A 13752-nucleotide genomic window follows, 5' to 3' on the forward strand; every position below is an offset into this window, starting at 1 on the left:
CCCTGAAACAAAATGTGCGCCCAGTCGTGCGTGGGTCACGCCTCGCTGCGAGTGGTCGGCCCACCATCTTCGAGTCGCTCCAGACGCTCACGAACTGCCGCGTTCGTCGTCGGTGCGAGGATGAAGTGACCTGCACCCATGGAGAGACTCTTGAGATACCACCGAACAGCACGTTTGACGGGGCCGTACCGGCCATCGGTCAGGACGACTGCCCCTCGCCAGGCGTTGCGTCGCCCCTCGCGCAGTGTGAAAAACGAGAGCGTCTCGTCGAGTCGGCCAAGTGATTCGTCGACGTCGGCGATTCCGCCGGCGTAACGCTCTGCGATGAGGTCCTGTTCTTCGTCGACGAGGCTGCGCAAGACCCGATTTATCCGCCGGTGGTCGTCGTACTTCGCTCGTCTGTCGGGGTCGATACCGACTTCGGAGAGTGCCAACGCCAAGTCGTAGTTCACGTGTGCGTTGATGCCGAGGAGGATATCTTGGGACACGAGCGCGTCCCCTCGTACCGACGTCTCGAACGAGAGACGCCACGGGTCGGGAACCTCGTCGACGGTGCCGCGCTCGAATGCACAGAAGGCCCGGCGGTAGTGGTCGGCGAACGTGACGAGGTAGTCGGCGACCCACGCCGGGTCGTTGAACGCGTCGCGTGAGAGTCCCTCGTCGACCTCGGCAGTCACGCGCGCGTAGATGGTCAAGAATGCGGCGCGCCGGTCGTCACGCTCGTAGAGGAGCGATTCGAGAGCCGACAGTCGCTCGTGTGCGTCGGCGACGTCACGAAACGGGTCTTCGACGAGGTCCAGAACCGCCGCCGACGACTCGGGGCGGACACCGGACAACGAGGGGTTCGGCGTTCGCACTGCCGTCGTGAGTTTTCGCCCTTCGTCGAACGTCATCCGGCGCATCAGATGAGCTATCGATACGCGCGTTGGCTGCATAATGGTACCGTCGCCGAGATACTCAGAGCGAGCAGAGTGTCAGCCACGTCCGCCGGCTAACTTCGCCGCACCGGGGTGTCTCCGAAGTCGCCACATCGCGAGCGTTCCGACGGCCGGGCCGAGTGCGAGTGGGGCGAACGCCCACTGCCACCCCACGAGGGAGGCGACGATGGGCGTGAGTTGAATCGAGACGACGGTCAGCAGGAACCCGAACGCAGTCTGGAGTGTGAGCGCCGTGCCGAGATAACTCGAGTCCGCGAGTTCGGAGACGGCCGCGGAGAACTGTGCGGAGTCGGCGACGATGACGAATCCCCACCCGAGAACGAACGGAACGACGACGAGTGGGGAGGCGCCGAAGACGAGCCCCACGAGGAGGCTTGCGAGTCCGCTCACGACCAGACTTACCGCGGTGACGGTCGTCCGGCCCCAGATGTCGGCGGCACGTCCGGCGACCAGCGCACCGACGCCACCGATGGCGATGGCACCGAACGCAGTCAACGCGGCCGCTCTGGGCGTCGCCAGCGGGTGTGAGGAGGCGTCGTACGAGAGCGTGAGAAAGACCGGGAGCCACGTCCAAACGGCGTAGAGTTCCCACATGTGACCGAAGTACCCGGTGTTGGCGAGGAGCGTCGGTGGGTCACGGAGGATACGCCGAACTGCCGCCGGGTCGAACGGGGCGGCAGGAGATTGGTACGGGCCGGGACGCACACGGAGTACGACGACAGCACCGACCGTCGCGAGTGCTGCTGCACCGACCAAGACGAGCCGAGGTTGGTCGATACCACCCACAGCACGGAGGAGGTGTGGCAGTGCAGACCCGACGGTGAGAGCTCCGATGAGCGTCCCGATGGCCAATCCACGCTCTTCGCGGAACCACCCGGCGACGAGTTTCATCCCCGGCGGATAGACCCCCGCGAGGGCGACACCAGTGAGGAACCGGAGTCCAAGCGCGACGGTCGGTGACTGGACGACGGTGCCGAGAAGCACCGTCGCGGCAGCGCCGACGAGCGCCGACCCGGCAAAGAGGTAGCGTGGTTGGACGAGGTCAGAGAGCGTGAGTGCGGCAGATGCGAGCGCACCGACGACGAAGCCGAGTTGGACGGCAGTCGTCAACCACGCGGCTTGTTCGAGTGAGAGTCCCCACGCGACGGCGAGTTGGGGCGCGACGGCGCTGGCGCTGAACCACAACGACATCGCGAACAACTCCGCCACGGCGACGATTCCGAGGACCCGCCACTTCGAGGTCTTCACGGATGAACTGACGGGAGAGGAGACAAAAGTGGAATCGCGGCCGTGCATTCGAGTTGCGCAGGCGCGATACTCACGAACCCCGGCGCTTGAGACCAGACCGGTGGTCGATACGGAGTTCCCACCCGAGCATGTCCTGCATCGGTTCGGTCTCCGAGAAGAGACTCGGATACCACGCGTTGTCCTCGAGCGTCTCGTTCACGCGCGGCCACTCCTCGTCGGCGATGGGCAAGAGTTCGCCGTCGACCACGACGCTCTTCCACTCGTAGCGCGACGGGGAGTCCCAGACCGCGAAACTCGCCCGAACCGTCCGTTCGGCGAAATCTTCCTTCCGTGACAGCTCGCCGGGCCGGAGGAAGATGAAATAGAGGCGCCCCAGTTCGGCGTCGTACCCGAAGGAAATGGGAATTCCGTACGCGACACCGTCGTCCGCGAGCGAGAGGACGCCAACTCCTTGCTCTCGGAGGAGATTGTCTACCTCCTCATCAGACATCCCAACTCGATTACTTTCCGGGTATTCAGGGGCCATGGTATAGATACGCACGGGAAGAGCATAAGCCTGCCAGCGAACCGGAATATTCCGCCATCCACGACGCGGGTCTTATACCCGACGGCCACGAATCGCGTGCCGACACCCGGATGACGGTGAACACACTCCACCGGCCGACGCACCGCGACGCGCTCGTCCACCTCGAAGCGGCCTTCGAGCGCGACGACATGATTACCGTGTTCGGACGGTGTACCGTGGACTACGACGGCCGCGCGACGAGCGAACTCGGCCCCGGCGACCGACTGGTGATTCTGAAACCAGACGGCACCATCCTCGTCCACACCGACGAAAAACGGACGCCAGTCAACTGGCAACCACCGGGGTGTACGCACTCCGCGAGCGTCCGAGACGGCCGCTTGCGCATCCGCAGCACGCGGTCGAACCCGGACGAACGACTCGACGTCCACTTCGAGCGCGTCGAACAGTGTTCTGCCTACGGCGTGAACGACCGAAGTGACCTCGAACTCACCGGCAGCGAAGAGGACCTTCGACAGCACATCCTCTCGAACCCCTCGACGCTCGAATCCGGGTTCGACCCACTCGAAACGGAGCGCCAGAGCGACGCCGGGCCAATCGACATCTTCGGAGAGGACGCCGACGGCGTTCCCGTCGTCGTAGAGTTGAAGCGGCGGCGCGTCGGTCCCGCTGCAGCGAGTCAACTCCGCCGATACGTCGATGCACTCCGTCGGGAGTTCGGCGACGACGAACCGGTTCGCGGTATCCTCGTCGCACCCTCGGTCACCGACAGAGCAGCAGACTTGCTCGAACGGGAGGGATTAGAGTTCGTCGCCCTCGACCCCGAGACGGGAGCACCGCCGGTCGAAGACGAGGCCAACGAAGACGACACTGACGAGAAACCTGACGGCGAAACCGGTGACGAAGCGGACGGCGAAACCCGCGACGAGTAATCAGTCGAGCCCGGCGAGAGCAGCGAAGTTCTCGACGGTGTTCACGGCCGTCACGTCGTCGAAGTCGCGGTCCGAATCGTCCTCCGGCCACCCGAAGTCGTCGGCGATGCGGTCGAACAACGCCGCGGTGAACTCGGGATGGTACTGGACCGTCCAGACGGGTGCAGACTCGTGACGGGTCGCGAGATGGTCGTAGTAGTCGGCCGAGGCAATCGTCTCCATTCGCTTCCCCGGTTCGACCACGTAGTCACCGTGGACCATCGGAATCGTGCTGGCTATCCCCTCGAACACTGGGTCGTCGGCGAGGTCGACGTCGACGAGACCACGTTTCTGGTCGCCTGCTTCGACAGTTCCGCCGAGTGCGTCGTTGACGAGTTGGTGACCGAAGCAGACGCCGAGAGTTGGAATCTCTCGTGCGACGAGTTCGCGGACGAGACGCCGGCCATCGTCTATCCACGGCCGCTCGTCGGCCTCGTAGACGCCCGCGGTACTCCCGGTGACGACGACGGCGTCGACGTCCGAGAGCGACGGGAGGCCGTCACTGGGAAGCGAGTGGACGACCCCGTCACGGCCATCGAGGGCGAGGTCGGCAAGTGCGTCAGTGAAGTACGACGGCCCATCTAGGGCCATCGTATCGCAGACGAGCAACATCGTCTATGCTGAGGTGAAGGCATCTCATAAGGATGTTCATCGATACCGAAACCCACGCTTCTGCGGTATCCAACGGTGCTGGTCGTGTGAGTGGCACACACACGCAGTTTGCCGAGTGAAGCTTCGAAGCGTTTTTAGCCCGCCTGACCCTTCGGTTTCACAAGTAACCATGTCAGACAAACCCGCCTCTATGTACCGGGAAATCAAGAACCCGGCGTACACGCGACGCGAGTACATCACGGGAATTCCCGGTTCCAAGATCGCACAGCACAACATGGGCGACCTGCAGGCGGACCCCGAGGACTACCCTGTCCAGATCTCCCTGAAGGTCGAAGAAGACGTTCAGATTCGACACGGTTCGCTCGAATCCGCACGTCTCTCTGCTAACCGCCTGATGCTCAAGAACGCAGGCGAGAAGCAGTACAAGATGATTCTGCGCAAGTTCCCGCACCACGTCATCCGCGAGAACAAGCAGGCAACCGGTGCAGGTGCAGACCGTGTTTCTGACGGAATGCGCCAGTCCTTCGGGAAGGTCGTCGGGACCGCAGCACGCATCCCCCGTGGCGAGACCGTCTTCACCATCTACTGCGACGTCGAAGACGCAGCGATTGCGAAGGACGCCTTCCGCCGCGCCTACAACAAGATGTCGCCGCCGTGCCGCATCGTCGTCGAACGCGGCGAAGAACTGCTCGTCGCGTAAATTCGCACGAGTTTCCGCGAACCACCCCACTTTTGACCACACACATCGCCTCGTAGCGTATGCTCCGTCTGGCGGTGACGACCAACAGCGAGACGTTCGAGCGGATGCGCGAGCCGCTCGCCGCGCGTGGCATCGACGTCGGACACCTCCGCGCCAAAGAGTTCGCACTCGACCTCTCGACGCCGCCGAGTGACGAGTTCGACGTCGGATTCGTCTACCCCACTCGGCCGATGGAGGGAGGCGTCGTCGCGGCGAGATACGACATCCCGTGGGTGAACACGCGCGACGACGTCCTGACCTCGCGAAACAAGGCGGGTGTCATCGCAGCACTCTCGCGAGCGAACATCCCCGTCCTCCGAAGCGTCTACGTCTCGAACCCGACTACCGACGCGTCGCTCATGGAGGCCATCGACCGGGCGAACTTCGACTACCCCGTCGTCGTCAAGCCGAACTCGACGACCCGCGGTGTCGGCATCGCAAAAGCCCACGACCCCGACTCGCTGTCGGGCCTCGTCGACCACCTGAACCTCGTCCACGACTACCGAGCGACCGGCGACAAATCGTATCTCGTCCAAGAGTGGCTTCCGGACGCTCGTGATTACCGCGCGATGGTCGTCGACGGAACAGTGGTCGGTGCAGTCGAACGTCGTCTACCCGAGCGCGCACGCGCAGACGGGCGATGGAAACACAACGTCCACCGCGGGGCCGACGCAGTCGGCGTCGACCTCCCCGAAACACACCGACGCCTCGCGGAGTCGGTCGCCGAGGAACTGGGCATCCGCTATCTCGGTGTCGACCTCCTCGAGTCGGGAGACCGTCTCGTCGTCTCGGAGACGAACGCGCGGCCAACCATCGACGACGACACGAAGTACGACGACGACTTCTTCGACCGACTGGCAGCGCTGGTCGAACAGGTTGCGAAAAACTCGTAATGCTGCCGTCTCGGTCGCCGATTACTCGACGTCGATAGCGGCAGAATCCTCAGCGCGGTCGAACGTGACCTGCAGGACGCCGTTGTTGAAGGTGGCTTTCGCGGAGTGTTCGTCGACGCGTGCCGGGAGGCGGATGCGTTCGTCGAACTCGCGGCGGTCACCGGCGGCACTAATCGTCAGCGTTTCGCCATCGCACTTGAGGTCGATTGCGTCTTTGTCGACGCCTGGGAGGTCCGCGACGAGTCGAAGTGTAGAACCCTCATCATATACGTCGATGTGGGTTTCGGAGGCGAATCCAGCGTCCCCTCCGGTCATGTCATTCATCATCCGTTCGATTTCATCGAAGATGTTGTCGAACGGGTCGTCACGGTCGTCTCTGACCATGGGGGCCGCTATGAAATCGGAGGATAAAACGTTTCTGCCTGTGACAGTCACTTGGCAACGAATCGCCACAAATTCGCCGTGTGACGGCCTCTCCCCACCGCCTCGCTTCTCGACAATCCCGTGCGATATTGACCGGTTGTGATTGTTTGTGTAGCTATTATGACCGAGTATGAAAGGTAACGTTCGATTTGGTCGGATTTACCGAAACAGATATACTGCTTGCACAGTGATTTGGAGGTAGGAACTACTCAAATATGAGTGAAAAATCCTACCTCAGCGCGGGCGAGAACGTGGACGAGTCGGACGTGGTGCGGGTGGCACTCAACGGCTTCGGCCGAATCGGTCGGAACATCTTCCGTGCCGTCCTCGACAACCCGACGGTCGAACTGGTCGCAATCAACGACGTCATGGACTTCGACGACATGGCGTACCTCGCAAAGTACGACTCCGTCATGGGTCGTCTCGATGGCGTCAAGCGTGAAGGCGACTCCCTGACCATCGGCGGCACGTCGGTTGGACTCTACAACGTTCAGTCCCCAGCAGAACTGCCGTGGGGCGAACTCGACGTCGACGTCGCCCTCGAATGTACCGGCATCTTCCGTACGAAGGAAGACGCCTCGTCCCACCTCGAAGCAGGTGCAGACAAGGTCGTCATCTCGGCACCGCCGAAGGGTGACGAGCCAGTCAAGCAGCTCGTCTACGGTGTCAACCACGACGAGTACGACGGCGAAGACATCGTCTCCAACGCCTCCTGTACGACGAACTCCGTCACGCCGGTCGCGAAGGTTCTCGACGACGAGTTCGGCATCGAGAACGGTCTCATGACGACCGTCCACGCCTACACGGGGAGCCAGAACCTCATCGACGGCCCACACGGCAAGCAGCGCCGTGGCCGTGCTGCCGCCGAGAACATCGTCCCGACGACGACGGGCGCCGCACAGGCCGCCACCGAGATTCTGCCCCAGCTCGACGGCAAACTCGACGGCATGGCGATTCGCGTCCCCGTCCCGAACGGCTCGCTCACCGAACTCGTCGTGAGCCTCGAAGAGAAGCCGTCGGTCGAAGAAATCAACGACGCCTTCCGCGCGGCTGCTGACTCCGGCCCGCTCGCCGGTGTCCTCGGCTACACCGACGACGAAGTCACCTCCCGCGACATCCTCGGTCTGCCGTTCTCCAGCACCGTCGACCTCAACACGACCAACCAGGTCAACGACGGTGGCCTCTACAAGATTCTGACGTGGTACGACAACGAGTACGGCTTCTCCAACCGGATGCTCGACATGGCGTCGTTCATCAAGCCCGAGTAACCGACACACTCGCTTCGCCCCCTCTTCGCCTCTCTTCGTTTTTGGGCCGGCTAGCCTGTTGGCTACGTCGCGCCGTCGTTTCCTCACCGTCGACCGACGGCCAGCGCAAGAACGATACAACAGGCGCATGACGTCCACGTGATGCGCCGCCGACAGTTCCTCCCCGCACTTGTTGCGACGGTCGTTCCCCTCGCTGGGTGTGCCGCGCCGACGACGTCGACGCCGACGCCGCTCTCTGACCCCGGAGAAGGAGACATTCGTGGCCAGTCGTCTCTCGTCTACCGCCGCGACGGGGAGCGCCTCGTCGAGTTCAGCGTCAACGCATTCGATACCGGCGACGACGTCTCCGTGAACGACGTGGCTCCGTTCGACGTCTACGTCGAACGTGGCGAGCGGGTTTCGTTCGACTCGGTTCGGTACGCGTTTACCACGAGTTCCCCCGGCATGCACCCCGTCGTGTACGTGCAGAAAACCGGGACGACCGAATTCCCGCCGTTCACGTTCGTCGAGTCCGGACAGAGGAACGCGACGATTCTCCAGATAGACGAGTTCGACGAGGTCGACTTCGCCCAGTTCCCCTTGCACTTTCTCTTGTCAGACGACGAGTTGCCGACGGAACTGACGGTCGCGGCCCGAATCGTCGTGGCCGAACGCGACGGCGGTCGTCGATACGTCGCCGAACCGACCGTGACGGTCGAACTCGACTAGCGGGGCGGCCCTCGTCCGTTTTGCCCACGACTAAGTGACTCGCCTACGTTCCCTCGCGTGATGACCTTCAAGACGCTCGACGACCTCGAACCCGGCCAGCGTGTCCTCGTCCGCCTCGACCTCAACTCCCCCGTCGAGGACGGCGAAGTACAGGACAACCGCCGGTTCGACCGACACGCGACGACGGTGAAGGAACTCGCCGAACGTGGCGACGAAGTCGTCCTCATGGCACATCAGGGCCGACCCGGTGGCGACGACTTCGTCTCGCTCGAACAGCACGCCGACATCCTCGCTGGTCACGTCGGGAAGGATGTCGAGTTCGTCGCCGACACCTACGGTGACGACGCTATCGACGCCATCGAGTCGCTCGAATCGGGCGAGATTCTGCTCCTCGAAAACACACGGATGTGTGACGAGGAACTCCCCGAAGAAGACCCCGAAGTCAAAGCAGACACCGAGTTCGTCCAGACGCTCGCACCACACTTCGACGCGTACATCAACGACGCCTACTCTGCTGCACACCGCTCGCACGCCTCCCTCGTCGGATTCGCGCTCGAACTGCCCGCGTACGCGGGGCGCGTGATGGAGACCGAGTACGAGGCGAACTCCTCCATCGCAACCCGTGAGTTCGAGGGGCAGGTCACGATGGTCGTCGGTGGCACGAAAGCGACCGACGTCATCAACGTGATGAACAACCTCGGCGACAAGGTCGACCAGTTCTTGCTGGGCGGCATCGCGGGTGAACTGTTCCTCCGCGCCGCCGGCAACGACGTCGGATTCGACCTCGAAGGCATGGACTTCTTCGACGACCAGTGGGAGGCAAACCGCGAGACCATCGAGTCGCTCCTCGACGAGCGTGGCGACCAAATCAAACTCGCCGTCGACCTCGCCTACGAGGACGATACCGACGAACGCGCCGAAATCGCAGTCGCCGACATCGACGAGAAAGACCGCGCCTACCTCGACGTCGGGTCGATGACTGTCGACGAGTACGACCCCATCATCCGCGACTCCGAGGCCGTCTTCGTGAAGGGCGCACTCGGACTGTTCGAAGACGAGCGCTTCTCGGTCGGCACTGTCGGCGTCCTCCGCGCCATCTCCGAGACCGACTGCTTCTCGGTCGTCGGCGGCGGCGACACCTCGCGCGCCATCGAGATGTACGGCATGGACGAAGCTGACTTCGGCCACGTCTCCATCGCCGGTGGCGCGTACATCCGTGCGCTCACGGGTGCGCCACTGGCCGGCGTGGAAGTGCTGAAGCAGGACTAAGCACCGACTGTTGCGTTTTTTCGGTGACGACACTGGCGGAGAGACACAGCTCTCGTCTGCGCCGAGCGTGATAGCACACAAACAGTAATGAGGGGGCGACCTGAGCACGGTACTATGCAGGATGCGTATCTCGTGGACGCCGTCCGGACCCCGTTTGGAAAGCGAAAGGGGGCGTTCAGTGACGTGCACCCACAGGACCTCGCTGCGGAACCACTGCTCGCGCTGGAGGAACGTGTCGGGTTCGCGGGCGACGAAGACCCAGAGGACGTCATCTACGGGTGTGTCACCCCCATCGGCGAACAGGGGATGAACATCGGCCGCTTGGCACCGATGGTCGCTGGGTGGGGAGACCGCATCCCCGGAGTGCAGCTCAACCGAATGTGTGGCTCCGGCCAACAGGCCATCAACTTCGCGGCGGGACAGATCCGGGGTGGGATGCACGACGTGCTCGTCGCCGGTGGGGTCGAACACATGACACGAGTCCCGATGGCGTCGGACTCCGCCGTCGACCGACTGACGTTCGCCGACCCAGCGAACGTGTCTGAGACGTACTTCGACCACTTCGACGAACTCACCTCGCAAGGAGAAGGTGCCGAACGAATCGCAACGCAGTGGGAACTCTCACGAGAAGCCGTCGACCAGATTGCCGTGGACTCGCAGTCACGCTGGGGACGTGCCGCAGCGGCCGGAAAGTACGACGAACAGGTCGTCCCGGTCGAAGTGGAAACAGACGGCGAGACACGCGTCGTCACCGAGGATGAACATCCACGACCGAACACAGACATGGAGACGCTCGGAACCCTCCCGCTCGCGTTCCGTGAGGAAGGCGATGGCGTCATCCATCCCGGGAACGCCTCCGGTATCGTCGATGGCGCGGCGGCCACGCTCGTCGCATCCGGAAACGCGTGCGAAGAATACGGCTGGGAGCCGATGGCGCGAATCGTCGATACACACGTCGTCGGCGTCGACCCGAAGACGATGCTGACGGGTCCGATACCCGCGACGAACGAGATACTCGCCGATAACGGCCTCGAAATAGACGACATCGACCGATTCGAAGTGAACGAGGCGTTCGCCTCCGTCATCGGTGCGTGGCTCGAAGAAACCGGCGCGGACTGGGAGAAAACGAACGTCTGGGGTGGCGCAATCGCTCACGGACATCCGCTCGGTGCCACCGGTGCGGCGCTTCTCGGAAAACTCGCGTATCAACTCGAAGACTGTGGAGGGCAGTACGGCCTCTGTACGATGTGTATCGGCTTCGGACAGGGAATCGCGACGATTATCGAACGGGTCTGAGGACGACTCTCCCGTCCGAATCGGTATCGACCAAGTTTGAAACCCGATGCCGACGAATCGTGAGCCATGAAACTCGGCGTCGTCTCGGACACACACGACAACCTCGACTATGTCGAAGCAGCAGTCTCACACTTCGAAGCAGAAGGCGTGGACGTCGTCGTCCACTGCGGCGACATCGTCGCGCCCTTCTCGGCAACACCGTTCGACGCTGACTTCGAGTTCCACGCCGTCCGCGGCAACAACGACGGCGAGTGGAAACTCCGCGAGATAGTCGAATCGTTCGGAACCTACCACGACGACTTCGCGCACCTCACTCTCGACGGGCAGGATATCGCGGTCTACCACGGAACCGAAGCGGGCCTCGTCGACGCTCTCGTCGACTCGGCGACCTACGACTACGTCCTCCGCGGACACACCCACGAGAAGACGCTCGACGACCGCGGTGGGACGACACACATCAACCCCGGTGGACTGCCGATTCCGGGCGCAGACGAGGCGTTCCACGTCGCCGTCGTGGACCTCGGTACTGGAAACGTCTCGTTCGAGTCACTCTAACGCGGTGAATCGAGAGAGGGGGAACGAAAAAGTGGGGGTGAACAGACGATTCGCCGATTAGTCGTCGGCGAACTCCGCACGCGCCTGCTCAGAGAACCCAGAAGGGTCGCCAGAGATGCCGACACCGATTTTGCGGTCGGTGAGTTCCATACTCGTCTTCTGGTCTTCGAGTTCGAACATCGCGCGAATCGCGTCGACGTTCTCGGGGATGACGTCGGACTCCTGGTGGATGGCCTGGAACAAGTAGAGGTCACGGCCGTTCACGCCGATAGACTCGCCCCAGACACAGTTCTCCCAGAGGTCACCACGCGGGCGTTCGGCGTCGAGTGCGAGGTCCTTGAGTTTGCCAGCGCCGTCGATACCGAGGCCTTCCGGAATGACGTAGATTCGGTTTTCGCCTTCGAGCAGTTGGCGGACGTGGGCACCCGTCACGTCGTCTTCGAGGGTGACGTTGAGGGCGTGGACGTGCATCAGGGTCGCCGGCACCTTCAGCCCGAGCGTGTCGATTTCGAGGTCGGGGAAGATGGTCTTCACGTCGGGACCGTGGTGCGATGGTACCTTGATTGGGTCCGGGAGGATGTCGTTGATTGGTCCCCGAGAGTTCTGGCCGGGGTCGCCACCGCGGCGGACGAGCGTCGCGCGGACCTTCTCGACACCGTACTCCTCTTCGAGGGGAGCGATGATGCGGGAGAGGCCGGTCGTGTTACACGAGACGACGCGGACGTAGTCGGCGTCGCGGGCGGCGTCGTAGTTCGAACGTGCGTTGAAACTCACTTCGGCGACATCAGCGTCTTCGCCGCCTTGGAAGATTGCAGGCGTGTGGTGGGTCTCGTACAGTTCTCGGTTCTTCGCACCGATGCCAGACGGCGTACAGTCGACGATGACGTCCGCTTCGGCGACGAGTTCGTCTACTTCACCGGCGAGTTCGATGCCGGCCTCGCCAAACAGCGGTGCACGCTTGGGAATTGCTGCGTACATCGGGTACCCGCGTTTGACGGCAGTGTGCGCTTCGAAGTTGGGTTGCGTCTTGGCCACGCCGATAATTTCCATATCGGGTTGCGCCTCGACCGCGTCGGCGACGCGCTTCCCGATTGTACCGTAGCCGTTGACACCCACTCGTATCATAGATTACAGACGACTGTCGTCAACCATAGTTATTTCGATGGTTAATCGGCAGAAATTAACTCTCGGGCGAGTGAGTCACGGGATTATCTCTGAGGCGAGTGAAGTTGCTGAGACTGTAGTACGCGAACGCGAGTAAACCAATAACTGGCCGGTGGCGTCGAGATGGGAACGCCTAACCCACACGGTATCGCAGAAAACCACATGACGACGGACGACTCCGACCTCCGTGCCGCCAGCGAGACAGCAGTTCTCCAGTGTCTCGAACTCGACGCCGACGAATCGCTGCTCGTCGTCACCGACGACAAGCGCCAGCGCATCGGTGAGGCGCTCTACGAGGTTGCGTGCGAGGTGACCGACGACGTGTCGATTATCCGCTACCCGCCGGGGAACCAACACGGCGAAGAACCGCCAGCACCCGTCGCCGCGGCCATGGCCGAAGCTGACGCCTTCCTCGCGCCGACGACGAAGAGTCTCAGTCACACTCGCGCACGCGGTACCGCCTGCGACGCCGGCGCTCGTGGGGCGACGCTCCCCGGCATCACCGAAGACGTGTTCGTCACCGGCCTCGACGCCGACTACGACCTCATCTACGACCACAGCAAGGCGATGTTGGAAGCCGTCGGCGACGCCGACGAGGTTCGTGTGACCACCGAGAAGGGCACGGACATCACGTTCGTCCGCGGCGACCGCGAGTGGCTTGCAGACACGGGTGACATCTCCGAGTCCGGGTCGTTCTCGAATCTCCCCGCAGGCGAAATCTTCCTCAGCCCTGAATCCGCCACCGGCACGTACGTCGTCGACGGGACGATGATGCCTCACGGCCTCCTCGACGAGGGGCAAGACCTTCGCTTCGAAGTCAAAGACGGCTACGTCACCGAGATTTCGGACGACGACATCCGCGAACAGGTCGAGGCCGCCGCCGAGGAAGTCGGTCGAGACGCGTTCAACCTCGCCGAGATCGGCATCGGAACCAACGTCGGTGTGACCGACCTCGTCGGGTCTGTCCTCTTAGACGAGAAGGCCGCCGGCACGGTCCACATCGCCATCGGCGACGACGCGGGCATCGGTGGCGACACCGACGCACCGCTCCACCTCGACGGCATCATCCAGAACCCGACGGTGTACGCCGACGGCGAGGAAGTCGAACTGCCGCAACCGTAGACTGTCACTCGAGCACCGACCGC

The 13752-nt window shown here is 62.8% G+C and carries 15 protein-coding genes; 9 read left to right on the forward strand and 6 right to left on the reverse strand.

All coding sequences use genetic code 11. The annotated features are described in order from the left end of the window. Window positions 1-35: 35 nt before the first annotated feature. The 3 genes from GJR98_RS01200 to GJR98_RS01210 are packed head-to-tail and all read right to left on the reverse strand — an operon-like array spanning window position 36 to window position 2712. Complete coding sequence (locus tag GJR98_RS01200; protein ID WP_225316349.1) at window positions 36-935, reverse strand: DUF5995 family protein; 900 nt, start codon at window positions 933-935, stop codon at window positions 36-38. A 39-nt stretch (window positions 936-974) separates the two neighbouring features. Further along, window positions 975-2234 (reverse strand): MFS transporter, encoded by a 1260-nt coding sequence (locus GJR98_RS01205; RefSeq protein ID WP_394349857.1) that lies wholly within the window; start codon window positions 2232-2234, stop codon window positions 975-977. Between the two features lie 22 nt (window positions 2235-2256). Continuing rightward, window positions 2257-2712: a pyridoxamine 5'-phosphate oxidase family protein gene (locus tag GJR98_RS01210; RefSeq protein ID WP_151134666.1), complete on the reverse strand. Its 456-nt coding sequence runs from the start codon at window positions 2710-2712 to the stop codon at window positions 2257-2259. A gap of 110 nt (window positions 2713-2822) precedes the next feature. Here GJR98_RS01210 and nucS point away from each other — a divergent pair, with 110 nt between their 5' ends. After that, window positions 2823-3641, forward strand: a complete 819-nt coding sequence (nucS, locus tag GJR98_RS01215; RefSeq protein WP_151134667.1) for an endonuclease NucS — start codon at window positions 2823-2825, stop codon at window positions 3639-3641. On the opposite strand, the gene GJR98_RS01220 is transcribed toward nucS, so the two are convergent. Beyond that, on the reverse strand, window positions 3642-4292 hold the full coding sequence (locus GJR98_RS01220; RefSeq protein WP_151134669.1) for a type 1 glutamine amidotransferase: 651 nt from the start codon (window positions 4290-4292) through the stop codon (window positions 3642-3644). It abuts the gene before it with no gap. A gap of 169 nt (window positions 4293-4461) precedes the next feature. Between GJR98_RS01220 and GJR98_RS01225 the strand changes: the two genes are divergently transcribed. Both GJR98_RS01225 and GJR98_RS01230 read left to right on the forward strand, forming a co-directional pair. Continuing rightward, window positions 4462-4992, forward strand: a complete 531-nt coding sequence (locus GJR98_RS01225) for a 50S ribosomal protein L16 (protein ID WP_151134672.1) — start codon at window positions 4462-4464, stop codon at window positions 4990-4992. Window positions 4993-5051: 59 nt separating this feature from the next. Further along, window positions 5052-5924 carry an ATP-grasp domain-containing protein gene (locus tag GJR98_RS01230; RefSeq protein ID WP_151134674.1) on the forward strand — a complete coding sequence of 291 codons (873 nt, stop codon included), beginning with the start codon at window positions 5052-5054 and terminating at the stop codon, window positions 5922-5924. A gap of 21 nt (window positions 5925-5945) precedes the next feature. Here the strand turns inward: GJR98_RS01230 and GJR98_RS01235 are convergent, their stop codons facing one another. Next, complete coding sequence (locus tag GJR98_RS01235; RefSeq protein WP_151134676.1) at window positions 5946-6308, reverse strand: Hsp20/alpha crystallin family protein; 363 nt, start codon at window positions 6306-6308, stop codon at window positions 5946-5948. 254 nt (window positions 6309-6562) lie between these two features. On the opposite strand from GJR98_RS01235, the gene gap reads away from it, so the two are divergent. From gap to GJR98_RS01260, 5 genes are all read left to right on the forward strand, one after another. Beyond that, window positions 6563-7615, forward strand: coding sequence for a type I glyceraldehyde-3-phosphate dehydrogenase (gene gap, locus GJR98_RS01240; RefSeq protein ID WP_151134678.1), 1053 nt, complete (start codon window positions 6563-6565; stop codon window positions 7613-7615). Window positions 7616-7756: 141 nt separating this feature from the next. Further along, window positions 7757-8323, forward strand: a complete 567-nt coding sequence (locus GJR98_RS01245) for a hypothetical protein (protein ID WP_151134680.1) — start codon at window positions 7757-7759, stop codon at window positions 8321-8323. 60 nt (window positions 8324-8383) lie between these two features. Beyond that, on the forward strand, window positions 8384-9592 hold the full coding sequence (locus GJR98_RS01250) for a phosphoglycerate kinase (protein ID WP_151134682.1): 1209 nt from the start codon (window positions 8384-8386) through the stop codon (window positions 9590-9592). A 114-nt stretch (window positions 9593-9706) separates the two neighbouring features. Continuing rightward, window positions 9707-10888, forward strand: a complete 1182-nt coding sequence (locus tag GJR98_RS01255) for a thiolase family protein (protein ID WP_151134684.1) — start codon at window positions 9707-9709, stop codon at window positions 10886-10888. Window positions 10889-10954: 66 nt separating this feature from the next. Continuing rightward, the gene (locus tag GJR98_RS01260) at window positions 10955-11443 is read left to right on the forward strand and encodes a metallophosphoesterase (protein ID WP_151134686.1); all 489 of its coding nucleotides are present in this window, start codon (window positions 10955-10957) and stop codon (window positions 11441-11443) included. A gap of 57 nt (window positions 11444-11500) precedes the next feature. On the opposite strand, the gene GJR98_RS01265 is transcribed toward GJR98_RS01260, so the two are convergent. Then, a complete protein-coding gene (locus tag GJR98_RS01265) occupies window positions 11501-12568 on the reverse strand; it encodes a type II glyceraldehyde-3-phosphate dehydrogenase (protein WP_151134688.1) in 1068 nt (355 codons plus the stop codon). Window positions 12569-12769: 201 nt separating this feature from the next. Between GJR98_RS01265 and GJR98_RS01270 the strand changes: the two genes are divergently transcribed. Beyond that, window positions 12770-13729, forward strand: coding sequence for an aminopeptidase (locus GJR98_RS01270; protein WP_151134690.1), 960 nt, complete (start codon window positions 12770-12772; stop codon window positions 13727-13729). Window positions 13730-13752 lie beyond the last annotated feature (23 nt).

The sequence above is a fragment of the Haloferax marinisediminis genome (genome assembly GCF_009674585.1).
In the GTDB taxonomy this organism is placed as follows: domain Archaea; phylum Halobacteriota; class Halobacteria; order Halobacteriales; family Haloferacaceae; genus Haloferax; species Haloferax marinisediminis.